Raw genomic sequence first — 15,385 nt, forward strand, 5'->3', positions numbered from 1 at the left:
TGCCGGGATAAGCGGAAAGTACTAGACGCGCGCCGGGGCGAACCGCAGGCCGCAGACCGTTTCCGGGGCGTCGTCGAGCAGCTCGGCCAGCGCCGATCCCACCCGATCGGGAGCGCCCGAGCTGCGTCGCAGCAGGTCCGCGGTCCGGTCGGCGACCGTCTCCGCCACGAACCGGTACACCTCGTCGGCCGGGCCGGTCCGGAACCGCTCGGGCTGGTGGTGCTCGATCGAGTCGCCGATGACCGCACCCGCGTTGGCGACGACGTCCGGGACGCCCAGGATGCCGCGCCGCGCGAGGATCCGCGCCACCTCGCGGCTCGTGTAGGGGCAGTTCGCGCCGCTGACGATCACCCGGCACCGCAGCCGCTGCGCGACGCGCTCGTCCACCACCCCCGACGCCGAGCACAGCACCAGCAGCTCTTCGGGCCGGGCCCACCACGCCGACAGCGGGTGCAGCGCGGTGCAGCCGGGCAGCAGCGGCGCGGCCGGGTCGTGGTCGTAGGTGGTGACGCGGGCGCCGCCGGCCGCCAGCAGCGCGGCCACCGCGGCCCCGGTCTTCCCGACGCCGTGCACCAGCACACCCCGGTCCGCGACGGCCCCGCCCGCGGCCTGGCGCACGGCCGCGACGATGCCGTGCGCGGTGGCGAGGCTCGCGTCGACCGCGCTGTCCACGGCCGCGAGCACGTACGGCGTCAGGCCGCTGAGGACCCGCATGTCCGCGGCCGTGGTGTTCATGTCGCAGCCGGTGTAGAGCCGCCCGGCGTGCCGGTCGAGCACGTCGCCGACCGCCCGCAGCAGCGCGCGCCGGTCCACTGTGGACGGATCGGCGACGGCGGTGAGCTTCGCCCCGGAGAACCCGGTGCGGTACAGGGCGTGCTTGAGCGTCATGCGGCGGGCGAGCCGCAGGCCGTCCGCCAGCGCCCGGCGTTCGCTGTCGTAGGGCAGCAGCCGCAGGCCGCCGTTGGCCGGACCGGCCGCCGGGTCGCCGTCGCGCACCACGAACACCGGCACGCCCTCGGCCGTGCGGACGCGCTCGACCACCGGTCTCATCGCAACGCCCCCGCGCGCCACAGGTCCGGGTGCAGCGCGCCCGGGGTGATGTCGTGCGCGGTCCGGCCGTCGAGCGCGAGGTCGGCGCAGACCTCGCCCAGCAGCGGAGCGATCTTGAACACCCAGCCGGTGGCGCAGACGACGACGTCCCGGAGGCCGGGCGCGAAGTCGACGACGAGCTCCCGGGCCAGCGCGCCGGGCTGCTCGGGCCGGGTCAGCAGGCCGCACAGGCACGCCGACGCGTCGACCGGCGCCGGGTCCAGCCACGGCAGGTGCTCGCCCACCCACCGCCCCATCTGCGCCACGACCCGCGGATCCACCTCGCGCCGCGACGGCGGCTCGGCCGAGACCGCGGCCGGGTGGTTGACGCCGACGCGCACGAAGCCCGGGCGGTCCCAGGCCAGCTCCGGAAACCCGTAGTACAGCCCGGGATCGCCGGTCCGCGGCGCCTGGAACGTGATCCAGGTGGGCAGCTCGCCGGCGGGTTCGCGGGTGCGGAACCAGGCCGAGACCATGGTCCAGGTCGTGGTGGCCAGCTCGAACCCGAGCAGCCGCAGGACCGCGTTCGTCTCCGGGCCGGCGGCGATCACCAGCTTGGCGCCGTGGAAGGAGTCCCCGGCCGCGGTCTCGACGCGCACCCCGCCGTCGCCGGTGTGGATCGCGACGACCTCCTGGCCGCGCCGCAGCGCCACCCGCCCGGACGCCGCGGCCGCGCGGTGGAACGCGCGCAGCGTCGCCTTGACGTTGGTCGCGGCGCCGTCGGGCTGGAAGAACCCGGTCCACCAGTCCGGGATGCCGGCGAAGCCGAACCGCCGGGTGACGTCGGCCGCGGTGAGCCGGTCGAACGGCAGGTCCAGCTCGGTCATCACGGCGAGAACGGCGTCGATCTGCCCTTCCGCGCCGGGCGCGTGCGGGTCGCCGAACCAGAGGCAGCCGGTGCGCGTGGCCAGGTCCTCGGTGGTGCGCTCCTGCAGCTCCGCCCACAGCGGCCGCGACGCCAGCACCAGCCGCGAGACGGCGGGGTCGTCGTACTGCAGCCGGAACTGCCGGGACGTGCCCCCGGACGCCGTCTCGTCGTGGAAGAACTCGCGTTTCTCCAGCACCAGCGCGGTGCTGCCGCGCTTGGCCGCCGCGTGGGCCGTGGCGAGCCCGACGGCTCCCCCGCCCACGACGATCAGGTCGACCGGGCCGTCCATCCCCACCCCTCTCGGCGCCGGCGCGGTCGCACCCGGCCCCTAGATCACTACCGGGCCGGCGGGGTGGTCCACGGGCCGTTCACCTGAAGGTGTCGCCCACCTTCGGCTTGTCAACCCGCAGATAGTGTTGGGAAATCACCAATCGCGAGGCCCTACGGAAGTCGGCTCCGGCGGTGTGTGTCCACGGGGTAAATTCCCCAAGCGCGCGCAAATCCGGCAAATCCCCGTCCCCCCAACGAGGAGTCTTCCGATGTCCAGGAAGTTCGCTCTGACCGGCGCTGTCGCGCTCGCGATCGCCCTCACCCCGCTCGCCGCGGGCACCGCGACCGCCGCACCGGCCTCCACCCAGCAGGAAGCCGCCGTCACCACGGTGTACTACAGCACGTCGGGCGCCCCGTCGTTCCGCTCGCAGATCAACCAGGGCGCCGCGAACTGGAACAGCAGCGTGACCAACGTCAAGCTGGTCGAGCGGGCCTCCGGCGCCAGCCTGCGCTACGTCGAGGGCAACGACGCCCGCGGCTCGTACGCGCAGACCAACGGCCACGGCAGCGGCACCATCTTCATCGACTACACCCAGGCCCAGCAGTACTACCCGGTCCGGATCACCGCGCACGAGACCGGCCACGCCCTCGGCCTGCCGGACCACTACTCGGGCCCGTGCTCCGAGCTGATGTCCGGTGGCGGCCCCGGCACGTCCTGCCGCACCGCGGTCCCGAACTCGGCCGAGCGCAGCCGGGTGAACTCCCTGTGGGCCAACGGCTTCGCCGCGAACAACGCGCCGGAGCAGCGCATCTACGAGGACGGCACGGTCCTGACCTTCTGACCGGCCCCGGCACCACCGACGGCCCCCGGGGATCCGCTCCCCGGGGGCCGCTCGGCATCCCCCGCGCCCGCGCTCGACGTGCGGGACCGGCGCGCGTGATCGACGATCGGGACGTGCAGACACCGCAGCCCCACGTGCTCGTCCTGTTCGGAGCCACCGGTGACCTCGCGCGCCGCAAGCTCTTCCCCGGGCTCTTCCGCCTCTACACCGCGAAGATGCTGCCCGACGGGTTCGCGATCGTCGGGTCCGGGCGGCACTCGCCGGGCACCGACGACGAGTTCCGCGACCGCATCGGCGACGCCCTGCGTGAGAACCTCGGGGACGACTTCGACGACAGCGCCTGGCGCGAGTTCGCCCAGCGGCTCTCCTTCCGCGTCTCCTCCGCCGACGACGGCGCCGACCTGGCCGGACACGTCCGCGAGCAGCGCGAAAGCCTCGGCGGCGACGCCCGGACGCTGCTCTACCTCTCGGTGCCGCCCGGCGCGATGACCGGGATGGTCGGCATGCTCGGCGAGACCGGCCTGGCCGACGGCGCCCGGCTGGTGCTCGAGAAGCCGTTCGGCAGCGACCTCGAGTCGTCGCGCGAGCTCACCGCCGCGCTGCACGAGGTGTTCACCGAGGAGCAGATCTTCCGGATCGACCACTTCCTCGGCAAGGAGGCGGTGCAGAACATCCTCGTGTTCCGCTTCGCCAACGGCCTGGTCGAGTCGCTCTGGAACCACGACCACATCGCCTACGTCCAGATCGACATCCCCGAGTCGATCGGCATCGAGGGCCGCGCGGCCTTCATGGAGTCGACCGGCACCTTCCGCGACATGGTCTCGACGCACCTGCTGCAGGTGCTCGGCTTCCTCGCGATGGAACCGCCGCCGGAGATCAGCGCCGAGTGGCTGCGCGCCGAGAAGCACAAGCTCTACCACAGCCTCCGGCCGCTCGACCCCGGCGACGTCGTGTTCGGCCAGTACGAGGGCTACCGCGACGAAGAGGGCGTCGACGACGCCTCGGACGTCGAGACGTTCGTCGCGCTGGAGGCCCGGATCGACAACTGGCGCTGGCAGGGCGTGCCGTTCTACCTGCGCACCGGCAAGGCCCTGGCCCAGACCCGCCGCACCGTGACCATCGGGCTGCGGGAGCCGCCGCTGGCGATGTTCACCGGGGCCGACGACCTCGGCGGCGGCAACGAGCTCGTCTTCGAGCTCACCGAGCAGCCGCAGCTGACCCTGGAGCTGCGGGCGAAGCGGCCCGGCGCGGACCTGTCCGTCGGCAAGGCCGCGCTGACCCTCGACGTCGCCGGCACCTTCGACGGCGTCGAGCCGCTCGAGGCCTACCAGAAGCTGCTGCTCGACGTCATGCGCGGCGACCACACGCTGTTCAGCAGCGCCGAGGAGATCGAACGGCTCTGGCAGGTCTGCGAGCCCGTCCTGCGGAACCCGCCGAAGACCCAGCCGTACGCGCAGGGGTCGTGGGGCCCCGAAGCGGCGTTGCGCCTGCCCGGCGAACGCGGCTGGCGGGTGCCCGAGTGACCTACCTGCCGATCGCCGAGCACGGCCTGGTCGGCGACCTGCGCACCGCGGCGCTCGTCGGCACCGACGGCCGGGTGAGCTGGTTCTGCGCGCCGCGGTTCGACTCGCCGAGCGTCTTCGGGGCGCTCGTCGACGCCGAGCGCGGCGGCGACTGGGAGCTGGCACCGGTGTGCGAGGTCACCGCGCGCCACCAGTTCTACTTCCCGGACACGAACATCCTCATCACCCGGTTCCTCACCGAGGACGGCATCGTCGAGCTGCAGGACTTCATGCCGATCCTGCGCCCGCACGACGTCGAGCACCGGCAACGGCTGGTCCGGCGGGTGGTCAACATCCGCGGGCACGTCCGGATGCGCACCCGGGTCCGGCCGTGCTTCGACTACGGCCGCGACGTCCCGGAAGTGTCCGAGAAGGACGGTCGCCTCTCCTTCCAGGGCAAGGAGGTGCGCGTCTGCCTCGACTCGTCGGTCACCCTGGACACCGGCGACGGCGCGGCCACGGCCGAGTTCGACGTCCCCGCCGGCGACACGGAGCTGTTCGTGCTGGAGGTCGCCGACGACACGACCGACCACCCGGCGGCCGACGCGGCCGAGGCCCAGGACCTGTTCGACGCGACCGTCGGGTTCTGGCGCGACTGGCTGTCCCGCTCGTCCTACACCGGCCGGTGGCGGGAGATGGTGCACCGCTCGGCGTTGACGTTGAAGCTGCTCACGCACGAGCCGAGCGGCGCGATCGTCGCCGCGCCGACCCTCGGCCTGCCGGAGCGGATCGGCGGCGAACGCAACTGGGACTACCGCCACGTCTGGCTGCGTGACGCCGGGTTCTCGCTGTACGCGTTGCTGCGCCTGGGTTTCACCGACGAGGCCGAGGCGTTCGTCGGCTGGCTGACCGACCGCGTCTCCGACGACCGCGACGGCGACCTCGGCCCGCTGCGCGTGATGTACTCCATCGACGGCGACGCCGACCTCACCGAGCACGAACTGGAGCACCTCGAGGGTTACCGCGGCTCCCGCCCGGTGCGCGTCGGCAACGGCGCGGCCGAGCAGCTGCAGCTGGACGTCTACGGCGAGGTCATCGACTCGATCTACCTGTTCGACAAGTACGGCAAGGGCATCTCGCACGCCAGCTGGGCGAGCCTGTGCACGATGCTGGACTGGCTGCTGGAAAACTGGGACCGGCCCGACCACGGCATCTGGGAAACCCGCTCGGGACAACGGAACCACACGTTCTCCCGGCTGATGAGCTGGGTCGCGGTGGAGCGGATGGTCCGGGTCGCGCGCCGCCGCGGCCTGCCCGCCGACCTCACACGCTGGACGTCGGTGCGCGACGAGATCTACGGCCGGATCCAGGAGCAGGGCTGGAACGAGGAGATCGGCGCGTTCGTCCAGCACTGCGAGCCCGAGCCCGGCACCGCGCTCGACGCGTCCCTGCTGCTGATGCCGATGGTGAAGTTCTGCTCCCCCACCGACCCGCGGTTCCTGTCCACTGTGGAACGCATCGGCGAGGAACTGGTGCTGGACAGCCTGGTGTTCCGCTACAACCCGGAGGAAGCCCCCGACGGCCTCGACGGCTCGGAGGGCACGTTCTCGCTGTGCTCGTTCTGGTGGGTGGAGGCCCTGACCCGAGCCGGCCGCACCGACGACGCCCGGCTGGCGCTGGAGAAGATGTTCACCTACGCCAACCACGTCGGGCTCTACGCCGAGCAGATCGGGTTGACCGGGGAGCAGCTGGGCAACTTCCCGCAGGCGTTCACCCACCTGGCGCTGATCAGCGCGGCCCTCAACCTGGACCGAGCCCTGGACACCTAGCCCGGTTGCGGCGGCGGGCACGTGTCCGACGCGATCCTGCGCGATCCGGCCCGAATCCCGCGTGATCCGGGCCGGAACTCGCGTGACCAGGCCCGGGACTCGCGTGATCCGGGCCGGAACTCGCGTGATCAGCGGGCGAACTTGATCGGCGAGGAATCGCGGCGCCGGCGGGTTACCAGGGGTTGTTGCCGAAGCCGTCGTCGTCGTCCGTGTCCGCTGCTCGGTGGCGGCGGCCGCGGCGGGGTTCCGCCGGGGCCGATGGCGGGGCCGGAGTGGGGGCGAACGGCGATGCCGCGCCCGCGCCCTGCTCCCCTGCGAAACCCTCCGGCTCGAAGCTCTGCGGGCCGCCGCTGTCGTCGCGGACGCCCCAGCCGGACTTGGTCTTGCGGTTGGCCATCTCCCGCACGTGCTGGACGTACCGCTCGGCCGCCTGCACCTGCTTGGTCATGTACTCCTGGGACTTGGCCTTGATCTCCTCACCCTGCTGCTCGCGCAGGGAGCGGCGCTCGGCCTGTTCGCGGACGAGGCCGTCCAAGCCGGCCTTCATGCCCGCCATCTCGTCGCTCATGCGTCCTCCTCAGCCCGCGCTCACCACCGGCGGGGGGCCGGTGGCTCCTCGTCGTCCAGCGACCCGACGATGCGGCCGGTGGGTTCGGCCATCGGCTCGAAGACGGCGCCCTCGATCCGGTACGCGCGGTTCGAGCGCTCCTGGTCGCCGCCGCCCTGGCCGCCGCCACCCATGCCGCCCATCGGCATGCCGCCGCCCATCGACTGACCGGCCTGGCCGTTCGCACCGGACATGGCCGCCGAGGCGAACGCGGGCGCCGCCGGCTGCTGCTGGCTCGCACCCACCCCGCTGTGGACGCCCTCGGACAGCGACGGCGACTCGCCGAGCGAGCCCGTCACCGCGCCGCCACCCGTGTCGAGACCGGCCGTGGACAGCGCGTGCGCGCCACCCCCGCCGCCGCCCGAAGCGCCGGCCCCGTCGAGGGTGCCGCTGTGCTTCGGCAGGTCGTCGGGCTTCGCGTCGGGAGTGTCGCCGAGCGCGTGCGACGCCGTGTCGCCCCTGGTCTCGCCGCTGAGCGCGTCGTCGAGGTGCTTCCTGGCGTCGTCGTCCAGGCCGCCGGGCGACGTGTCGTCCTCGCCGAGGGTGTAGGTCGTCGGCTTGCCGGTGCCGTCGTCGACGGTCACGACCGTCGGGCCGTCCGCGCCGTCGGGCCGCTCGGCGGTGATCTTGACGTCGCCGTCCTGGATGTGGATCTTGCCGTCCGCGCCGGGGTGGTAGACGCCGTCGGCGTCCGGCTTCCCCGGATCGTCCGAGCCGACGCCGAGGTCGGTCTTGGCGGCGTCACCGTCGGGCCAGTCGAGCTTGAAGTCCTTCGCCGGGCCGTCGCCTTCGCCGACCTTGATGTCCATCTTGCCGTCGGAGTCCGGCTCGGTCATCTCGAAGGTCTTGTCGCCCTGCTTGACCTTCAGGTGGTCGAGCTTCTCGTCGCCGTCGGGCTTGCCGTCGCCGTCCTTGTCGGTGTCGGGCTTGCCGTCGCCGTCGGTGTCGGACTTGTCGTCGAGCAGGCCGTCGCCGTCCTGGTCGGTCTTGATGCCGTCGCCGCCGAGCTTGTCCAGGGCGTCGGACGCCTGCTTCTTCGCGTCTTCCGCGGCCTTTTCGGCCGCTTCCTTGCCGTCCGCGGCCGGGTCCGAACCGGAATCCGAGCCCGAACCGGAGCCGGAGCCCGCGTCGTCGCCACCGCCGCTGCCGCCGAGGCCCGAACCGCCACCGGAGTCGGTCTTGATGCCCTCACCGGAGAACTCGCTCAGCGCGTCGGCGGCCTTCTTCTTCGCCGCTTCCGCCGCCGCGGCGGCCGCGTCCTGACCACCGCCTGCTCCCGAGCCCGAACCGGCCCCGGACGGCGACGTGTCGCTGCCGCCGCCGGCACCACCACCGGTGTCACCGCCACCGCCGCCGCCGAGGCCGCCCGCACCGGAGCCGTCGTCGGTCTTGATGCCCTCGCCGGAGAACTGGCTCAACGCGTCGGCGGCCTTCTTCTTGGCGGCCTCCGCCGCCGCGGCCGCGGCCTCCTGACCGTCCGAAGACGACGGTGGCGGCGTCGAAGACGGCGTCGTGTCGTCGCCACCGCCCGAGCCCCCGCCACCGGACATGTCGGGAATGGACGGCATCGGCCCGCCACCACCGGAACCCGAGCCGGAACCGCCGCCCGAGCCCGAACCGGAACCACCGGAGATGTCCGGAATCGGCGGGACAGAACCGCCACCACCGGAGCCGGAACCCGAGCCCGAACCGGACCCGGAGCCGCCGCCGGAAGCACCGGACGGCGTGTCGAAGTCCGGGATCGGCGGCACGTTGCCGCCGCCACCCGAGCCCGAGCCGCCGGAACCCGAGCCGGAGCCCGAACCACTGCCGGAGCCGGACCCGCCGGAACCCGAGCCGGAGCCGGAGCCGCCGGAACCGGAACCACCGGAGCCCGAACCGTCACCGCCGCCCGAGCCACCGCCGTAGCCGCCACCGCCCGAACCCGAGCCGGAACCGCCGCCGTAACCACCGTTGCCCGAACCCGAACCCGAGCCGCCACCGGACCCACCGGTGCCGGACCCGGAACCCGAGCCCGAACCGCCGGGCATCGTGACGCCCTCGAACTCGTTCTTGACCTTGCCCATGACCTTGTCCAGCGCGTCGTAGGCCTGGTCGACGAGGTCCTTGGTGTCCTTGCAGGTCTTGGCGAAGCCCTGGTAGAGCCGGTCCCACATGTCGGGGTTGAACTGGTTCTGGATCCACTGCTTGGCCAGGTCCTGGCCGTGCTTCTTGATCTCGTCGCCGTCGCAGCAGCCCTGGTCGTTGAGCGTCTTGACCAGGTTGGTGCCGAAGTTGGCGTCCATCCAGCCCGCGATCTGGGCCAGGTCCTGCTCGTTGCCGTGCTCGCCGCTGGCGACCGCGACGACCTTCTGCGCCATCGTGTAGTCGGCCTTGCCGACCAGGTCGGTGTACATCCCGATGACCGCGTCGGCCTTGCCCTTGCACAGCTGGAAGACCGTGGTCGCGGTGCTGAGCGTCGCCTCGCCCGCGTTGCCGAGGGTCTGGGACAGCTTGTTCGCCTTGGGCAGGATCTTGTCGTTGTAGGTGTCCGACGCGGCGTCGGCACCGGCGCCGGTCCAGCTCTGGTACAGGCTGGACAGCTCGGTGCCGGTGTTCTCCACCGTCTTGTCCACCGTGGTCGAGCCGGTCTTGAAGTGGGCGGCGTCCTCGACGAAGTTCTGGAAGCTGATGCCGCGCTGCTCGTCGAACGGCTTCCGGATGTCCTTGTCCACGTCGAGCGCGCGGGTGTTGCCGCGGCAGTCGTCCGGGAGCTTCGCCAGCAGCGAGCCGAACGTCTCGAACAGCTTGAGCGCGGGCGCGGCGGCGTCGAAGATCTCGTCGGACGTCTTCGTGCCGGTACTGGCGCCACCGCCGGACTCGTCCGAGGCGGGCGGCTTGGTGTCGTCGAGCTTCTTCTTGCCGTCGTCGACGGCCTTCTTCTCCTGGTCTTCGTTGTAGCTGGCCTGGTCGCCCGCCTTCTTGGCGGTGTCGTAGGCCTCGTCGAGCGGGACGCCGGAGAAGAGCGGGTTCGCGTTGTAGGCGGTGGCGAGCTTCTCGGCTTCCTGCCGCTTCGCCTTGATGTCGTCCGGTTCCTGGTCGGCCAGGAACGGCGGGGGCGGCGGGTTCTCCCGCATCCAGCTGCTGATCAGCACGCTCTTGGTCTGGGCGGGCACGCTCGGGTCGTCGAGCACCGCCTTGACCTCGGTCCAGGTCTTGGCCATTACAGGTCAGCCCCCGCGGTGGTGATCGCGCCCGACTGGTTTTCCTCGTTCGCGCCGTAGCTGCTGCCGGCGGTGCCGAGGTTCGTGCCGAACGAGCCCAGCGTGCTGCTGTACCCGCTGACCGCCGCCCACAGCGCCGTCACCCCGGCGGTGTACTTCGCCGCGTGCGCGCCGTGGGCCTGGCCGAAGCCGGCCGCGTCGACCGGCGTGCTCGACAGGTCCGGGTTGTCGTCCAGCAGCTGTTCCGACAGCTGGCCGATGTTCTTCGACGCCGACGACAACGCGTCGGTCGTCGCGGTGTACCCCCCGCTCATTTCAGAGCCTCTCGTCAGATCCGCCGGTCGCGCCCGCGAGCGCTTCCGTGAGCACTTCGGCCACCGAACCCACGTCGGTGAACCGGTCGAGCTGGTCCAGGTCGATCGTCACCCGGAAGTAGACCTCCAGCGCCGCCAGCAGCTTGATCCGGCCCTTGGAGTCGATGCCCAGCTCCTCGAGGGGAGCGTCGGGTTCGACGCCGGCGGGGTCCAGCATGAAGGTCTCGCTGACGACCTTCGTGACCTCGGCGCGGTGATCACCCACGGAAGTCACCATAACGCGCCTTGGCGGCCGACCGGGCGACCTTGCCACTGGAAGTGCGCGGAAGTCCGCCGGAAGGGACCAGACGTACCGAACGCAGCGTGAGATCGTGTTCGCGCGACACCGCGCGCAGCACCGCCCTGGTCACTTCTCTGACATCCACACCTTCGATGTCACGCGCCCACTCGGCCACCACCACCGCACCCGCGCCGGCGTCGTCGGCCACGCCGAACGCGGCGACGCGGTCCCGGCGGACGGCCGGGTGCGCTTCCCCCGCCGCCGCTTCGATGTCCTGCGGGTGGAAGTTGCGGCCGTCGACGACGATGAGGTCCTTGATCCGGCCGGTGACGTAGAGGTCGCCGCGGTGCACGACACCGAGGTCGCCGGTGCGCAGCCAGCCGCGCAGGCCGTCGAGCGTGGCGCCGAACGCGGCGGCGTCACCGCGACCCCAGTAGCCGGTCGCCACGTTCGAGCCGTGGATCCAGATCTCGCCGACGTCGCCGTCGGGCGCCGTCCGTCCATCCCGGACGATCCGCACGCGCTGCCCGACCGGACGCCCGACCGACACGAGTTCCTGGCCGTCGACCATTTCGACGGCGGTGCCCTGCGCGAGGGCGTCCCGGTCGAACACCGCGCCGCGCGGTCCTTCGGGGCCCGCGCTCGTGACGTAGACGGTGGCTTCGGCCAGGCCGTAGGACGGGCAGTGCGCCCCGGGGCGGAACCCGCGCGGGCCGAACACCTCCTGGAAACGCCGAACTGTGCGCGGCCGGACGGGTTCGCTGCCGTTGAGCGCGACCCGCACGCCGGACAGGTCGAGGTCGTCGCCGGCCTCGGCCGCCGCGTCGGCCGCGAGGTCGAAGGCGAAGTTCGGGGCGGCGGTGAACACCGCCGGGTAGTCGTGCAGCTGCCGCAGCCACCGCTGCGGCCGGTGCACGAACTCGGCCGGGGCCATGAACACCGAACGCCCTCCGGCGAAGACGGGCAGGCACAGCAGCTGGATCAGGCCCATGTCGTGGAAGAACGGGATCCAGCCGGCGCAGGTCGTGCCCTCGTCGACGGCGTAGGCGCGGCTGCCCTGCCAGCAGGCGGCGACGATCGCCCGGTGCGGGATCACCGCGCCGGCCGGCTCCCGCGTCGAGCCCGACGTGTATTGCAGGTACGCCGGGGTTTCCGCCGTCACCGGGACCGGATCGACGCCCGGGCCGGACACTTCGTCGGCCACGACGAGGTGGTCGAAATCGCCGGCTTCGCGCACCCGGGCCGCCGCGGCCGACGACGTCAGCCAGACTCGGGCGCCGCAGTCGGCCAGCACGCCCGTGAGCCGGTCCCGCTGGCCGCGGCTCGCCGGCGCCATCAGCGGCACCGCGACCAGGCCGGCGGCGAGCGCGCCGAAGAACGCGAGCGGGTAGTTCAGGTCCTGGCCCGCGAGGATCGCGACGCGCTCCCCCGGCTCGGCGACGCGGCCCAGCGCGCCGGCCACCACGCGCACCCGCGCGGTGAACTCGGCCCACGTCAGCGTGTGCTCCGCGCCGGCGCTGTGGTCCTGGTGGGTGAACAGCGGGCGCTCGTCGGCCGCACGCGCGAAGAGGCGCTCGACGATCGAGGTGCGCAGCACCTCTTCGGGCACGTTCACCGGCGGCTCGGGCGGACGGGACGCATACGGGCAACCTACCGTGCGCCACCGCCGGGCCAGGCGGTGCCGGAGCAAGACCGTTCGACGGGCCGCCCGGCTTGCTCCGGCAGCGCCTAGGCGGTGTCCTGCAAGTCTGCTCGATGGGCTTCGTGATCCAGGTGGTTCCTGACGGCGCGGGCGGGTCACCCTCGTACTGGGCCGTACTCGGGTGATCCCGCCCGTGCCGTCAGGGGCCGCCTGGGCGCGAAGACCGCGAGCTTGACTTGCAGGACACCGCCTAAGCTCGGGTCGTGGCGCGGACGTTCCGCTTGGCGGTGGCCCAGAGCGAAGTGGTCGAAGATCCGGCCGACGTGACGGCGCTCCGCGCGTCGGCGGCCCGGCTGCGCGAGCTGATGGTCGAGGCGCGCGACGCGGGCGCCCGGCTGGTGCAGTTCCCGGAAGGGGCGATCACCTACCCGCACAAGCGGGTGATGTCGGTGCACGGCCCGGAGCGGGTCGGCCCGGCCGACTGGACGCGCGCGGCGTGGCCGGTGCTGCGCGCGGAGGCCGAGGCGATCGCCGAGCTGGCCGGCAGGCTCGGGATCTGGGTCGCGTTCGGCTCGATCCACCCGCTGAGCGGCGGAAGCCGCCCGCACAACAGCCTCTACGTCGTGTCGGACACCGGAAAGCTCGTCGGCCGCTACGACAAGCGGTTCCTGTCGAACACCGAGCTGCGGTACCTCTACTCGCCCGGCACCGAGCCGCTGGTCTTCGAGGTCGACGGCGTCCGGTTCGGCTGCGCGCTGTGCATCGAGGTCGACTTCCCCGAGCTGTTCGCCGAGTACGAGCGCCTCGACGTCGACTGCGTCCTGGTGTCGGTGATGGTGGACGACGCGGCCCGGGCCACGGTCGCCCAGGCGTACGGGACGCTGTACAGCTACTGGCTCGGCTACTCGGTGCCCGCCCAGTTCGCGGCCACCGTGCCCGCCGGTGTCGTCGCGCCCGGGGGCCGGTGGATCGCGCGGGCGCCTTCGCGTCCGGAGCCCGGTCTGGCCGTCGCGGACCTCGAGCTGTCGGACCCGGACGTCGTCACGGCGGTCCAGCTGGCGCGACCCTGGCGCCGCACCGCGCGGGCCGGGCTCTACGACGACCACGTCGTCCGCGGCGACCCGCGAAGCGACGACCGCGGCACCTTCTGACCGGCCACGCACAGCTTCCGCCGTCCCGCTGGACGAGGAAATCGAATCCGTCGAATCCCGTGGCGGTCACATCACTCCCCGTGTTCGCCGCGCCCCAGCCGAGTAATCACTCGGACGTGTCATAACGGGGGGTGAACCCCCTCGAATGCCGCAACGGGCACTACTCGCCGTCGATCATCGGGGAAATGCGTCGAGCCGAAGTGGCCACTTCGAGTTGTTTGTTTTCCGGAAGATCACGTTTCGCGAACTCGGGTAACCACCGGGGATCTCGGCTTCCTTGGCAGCAAGCGCGATTTTGATAGCGTGGCCGAGCTTTCCTCCGCGGACCGAGTCACGCTCGGCCCGCCGTCGCCGCACGTTTTCGCGGCCCATTTCTTTGAAAGGACCTCGTTCATGCGCACAACCATGCTCCGAGCCGGGAGCCTGGCCGGCCTGACCGCCGTCGTCCTGGCCACCGGAGCCACCGGCGCCACCGGTGCGCCGGCCGGGGACGCCGGGGTGACCGGCTCCGCTTTCGGTGCGTCCGCCGGGGTCTCCCTGCTGCCCGGCGTGCTGAAGGATCTGGCCGGCGGCAAGGGGATCACCGTCGAGACCGGCAAACTGGCCCCGTCGAGCAGCACCGGCCCGACCTCGGCGAACGTGGCCGACGCCCCGCTGAAGGGGCTCGTCACGGCGAAGGCCATCTCCAGCTCCGTCGTCTCCGACACGGCTTCGGTCGCGAGCAAGGCGAGCATCGTCGAGGCGACGCTGCCCGTGCTGGCCGCGGTCGCCGGCCGGGTGCCGTCGGCGCGGGTGATCAGCGCCCGCTGCGCGTCGGCCGACGGCAAGGTCGTCGGCAGCAGCGACTTGGCCGGGGTCAACCTGGGCCGGCTCGGCACGATCCCCGCGGAAGCCGCGCCCAACACGCGTCTCGGCATCCCCGGTGTGGTCGAGGTGATCGTCAACGAGCAGGACCAGCGCTACGACGGCGGCCTCGACGTGACCGCGCTGCACGTCAAGCTGCTCGGCGGCGACGTCACCGGCGCCATCGGCAGCGGTGACGTCAAGCTCGCGTCCGTTTCCTGCGGCCCGGCGAAGGAACTCGCGCCGCAGGCCCCGCCGCGTCCGCAGAACCCGGGCCAGGTCACCGTCGTGCCCGCCGGTGCCCCGCAGACCGGCGACGGCAGCCTCGCGACCGAGGGCTGAGCCGATGCGCCGCGCACTTCTCTTCGTCCTCACCGCGTTGCTGCTCGCCGGGTGCGGTGCCGCGACGCCGACCGCGGCCGGCAACCCGGCGCCCGCGCCCGCCGTGGTCGCCCCCGCCGGGCTGTCGCGGTCCCTGCCCACCGCGATCGACGTCCCCGCCATCGACGCGCAGTCGTCGCTGGTGTCGCTCGGGCTCAACGCCGACAAGACCGTCGAGGTCCCGCCGGTCGACCAGCCCCTGCAGGCCGGCTGGTACGAGTACGGGCCGACGCCCGGCGAGGTCGGCCCGGCGGTCATCCTGGGCCACATCGACGGCGACCACCAGAAGGGCATCTTCTGGCGGCTGCACGAGATGAAGGTCGGCGACCAGGTGCACGTCGACCGCGCCGACGGCGGCAAGCTCACGTTCACCGTGGCGAAGGTCGACCAGATCGCGAAGAAGGAGTTCCCGACGGAAGCCGTGTACGGGAACACGAACGAGCCGGAACTGCGGCTGATCACCTGTGGTGGCAAGTACGACGCGGCGAGCCGCAACTACCTCGACAACGTGATCGTCTACGCGAAACTGGTGAAGTAGCCCGCCGGTCGTGAGTGTTTAGGGCG

The 15,385-nt window shown here is 72.2% G+C and carries 13 protein-coding genes; 6 read left to right on the forward strand and 7 right to left on the reverse strand.

The genetic code is table 11. The features are described from left to right. Positions 1 to 21 precede the first annotated feature (21 nt). Both OHS58_RS15710 and OHS58_RS15715 read right to left on the reverse strand, forming a co-directional pair. On the reverse strand, positions 22 to 1,050 hold the full coding sequence (locus OHS58_RS15710; protein WP_328648758.1) for a Glu/Leu/Phe/Val dehydrogenase dimerization domain-containing protein: 1,029 nt from the start codon (positions 1,048 to 1,050) through the stop codon (positions 22 to 24). Then, entirely contained in the window at positions 1,047 to 2,246 is a 1,200-nt protein-coding gene (locus tag OHS58_RS15715; protein WP_326953725.1) for an FAD-dependent oxidoreductase, read from the reverse strand. Before OHS58_RS15715 ends, OHS58_RS15710 begins: the two co-directional genes overlap by 4 nt. 250 nt (positions 2,247 to 2,496) lie before the next feature. Here OHS58_RS15715 and OHS58_RS15720 point away from each other — a divergent pair, with 250 nt between their 5' ends. The 3 genes from OHS58_RS15720 to OHS58_RS15730 all read left to right on the forward strand — a co-directional run bounded on the left by OHS58_RS15720 (position 2,497) and on the right by OHS58_RS15730 (position 6,400). After that, entirely contained in the window at positions 2,497 to 3,069 is a 573-nt protein-coding gene (locus tag OHS58_RS15720; RefSeq protein ID WP_326949120.1) for a snapalysin family zinc-dependent metalloprotease, read from the forward strand. Positions 3,070 to 3,182: 113 nt separating this feature from the next. Beyond that, the gene (zwf, locus tag OHS58_RS15725) at positions 3,183 to 4,592 is read left to right on the forward strand and encodes a glucose-6-phosphate dehydrogenase (RefSeq protein ID WP_328648759.1); all 1,410 of its coding nucleotides are present in this window, start codon (positions 3,183 to 3,185) and stop codon (positions 4,590 to 4,592) included. Beyond that, a complete protein-coding gene (locus OHS58_RS15730; protein ID WP_328648760.1) occupies positions 4,589 to 6,400 on the forward strand; it encodes a glycoside hydrolase family 15 protein in 1,812 nt (603 codons plus the stop codon). Before zwf ends, OHS58_RS15730 begins: the two co-directional genes overlap by 4 nt. 172 nt (positions 6,401 to 6,572) lie before the next feature. On the opposite strand, the gene OHS58_RS15735 is transcribed toward OHS58_RS15730, so the two are convergent. The 5 genes from OHS58_RS15735 to OHS58_RS15755 are packed head-to-tail and all read right to left on the reverse strand — an operon-like array spanning position 6,573 to position 12,419. Beyond that, positions 6,573 to 6,968 (reverse strand): hypothetical protein, encoded by a 396-nt coding sequence (locus OHS58_RS15735; RefSeq protein WP_326949117.1) that lies wholly within the window; start codon positions 6,966 to 6,968, stop codon positions 6,573 to 6,575. A 20-nt stretch (positions 6,969 to 6,988) separates the two neighbouring features. Then, positions 6,989 to 10,210 carry a WXG100 family type VII secretion target gene (locus OHS58_RS15740; protein ID WP_328648761.1) on the reverse strand — a complete coding sequence of 1,074 codons (3,222 nt, stop codon included), beginning with the start codon at positions 10,208 to 10,210 and terminating at the stop codon, positions 6,989 to 6,991. Continuing rightward, the gene (locus OHS58_RS15745; protein ID WP_247051306.1) at positions 10,210 to 10,524 is read right to left on the reverse strand and encodes a hypothetical protein; all 315 of its coding nucleotides are present in this window, start codon (positions 10,522 to 10,524) and stop codon (positions 10,210 to 10,212) included. Before OHS58_RS15745 ends, OHS58_RS15740 begins: the two co-directional genes overlap by 1 nt. A gap of 1 nt (position 10,525) precedes the next feature. Beyond that, positions 10,526 to 10,789, reverse strand: coding sequence for an acyl carrier protein (locus OHS58_RS15750; protein WP_247051305.1), 264 nt, complete (start codon positions 10,787 to 10,789; stop codon positions 10,526 to 10,528). After that, positions 10,782 to 12,419: a fatty acyl-AMP ligase gene (locus tag OHS58_RS15755; RefSeq protein WP_328648762.1), complete on the reverse strand. Its 1,638-nt coding sequence runs from the start codon at positions 12,417 to 12,419 to the stop codon at positions 10,782 to 10,784. Before OHS58_RS15755 ends, OHS58_RS15750 begins: the two co-directional genes overlap by 8 nt. Before the next feature lie 290 nt (positions 12,420 to 12,709). On the opposite strand from OHS58_RS15755, the gene OHS58_RS15760 reads away from it, so the two are divergent. The 3 genes from OHS58_RS15760 to OHS58_RS15770 all read left to right on the forward strand — a co-directional run bounded on the left by OHS58_RS15760 (position 12,710) and on the right by OHS58_RS15770 (position 15,359). Next, positions 12,710 to 13,597: a carbon-nitrogen hydrolase family protein gene (locus OHS58_RS15760; RefSeq protein ID WP_328648763.1), complete on the forward strand. Its 888-nt coding sequence runs from the start codon at positions 12,710 to 12,712 to the stop codon at positions 13,595 to 13,597. Between the two features lie 393 nt (positions 13,598 to 13,990). Continuing rightward, complete coding sequence (locus tag OHS58_RS15765) at positions 13,991 to 14,782, forward strand: choice-of-anchor P family protein (protein ID WP_328648764.1); 792 nt, start codon at positions 13,991 to 13,993, stop codon at positions 14,780 to 14,782. Positions 14,783 to 14,786: 4 nt separating this feature from the next. Then, on the forward strand, positions 14,787 to 15,359 hold the full coding sequence (locus OHS58_RS15770; RefSeq protein WP_328648765.1) for a class F sortase: 573 nt from the start codon (positions 14,787 to 14,789) through the stop codon (positions 15,357 to 15,359). Positions 15,360 to 15,385: the final 26 nt, after the last annotated feature.

Source organism: Amycolatopsis sp. NBC_00348 (assembly GCF_036114655.1).
Taxonomy (GTDB): domain Bacteria; phylum Actinomycetota; class Actinomycetes; order Mycobacteriales; family Pseudonocardiaceae; genus Amycolatopsis.

Excerpts from the sequence above, each read along its gene's own strand:
- OHS58_RS15710 (WP_328648758.1), bottom strand. The coding sequence starts at position 1,050 with ATGAGACCGGTGGTCGAGCGCGTCCGCACGGCCGAGGGCGTGCCGGTG.
- OHS58_RS15715 (WP_326953725.1), bottom strand. The coding sequence starts at position 2,246 with ATGGACGGCCCGGTCGACCTGATCGTCGTGGGCGGGGGAGCCGTCGGG.
- OHS58_RS15720 (WP_326949120.1), top strand. The coding sequence starts at position 2,497 with ATGTCCAGGAAGTTCGCTCTGACCGGCGCTGTCGCGCTCGCGATCGCC.
- OHS58_RS15735 (WP_326949117.1), bottom strand. The coding sequence starts at position 6,968 with ATGAGCGACGAGATGGCGGGCATGAAGGCCGGCTTGGACGGCCTCGTC.
- OHS58_RS15740 (WP_328648761.1), bottom strand. The coding sequence starts at position 10,210 with ATGGCCAAGACCTGGACCGAGGTCAAGGCGGTGCTCGACGACCCGAGC.
- OHS58_RS15745 (WP_247051306.1), bottom strand. The coding sequence starts at position 10,524 with ATGAGCGGGGGGTACACCGCGACGACCGACGCGTTGTCGTCGGCGTCG.
- OHS58_RS15765 (WP_328648764.1), top strand. The coding sequence starts at position 13,991 with ATGCGCACAACCATGCTCCGAGCCGGGAGCCTGGCCGGCCTGACCGCC.
- OHS58_RS15770 (WP_328648765.1), top strand. The coding sequence starts at position 14,787 with ATGCGCCGCGCACTTCTCTTCGTCCTCACCGCGTTGCTGCTCGCCGGG.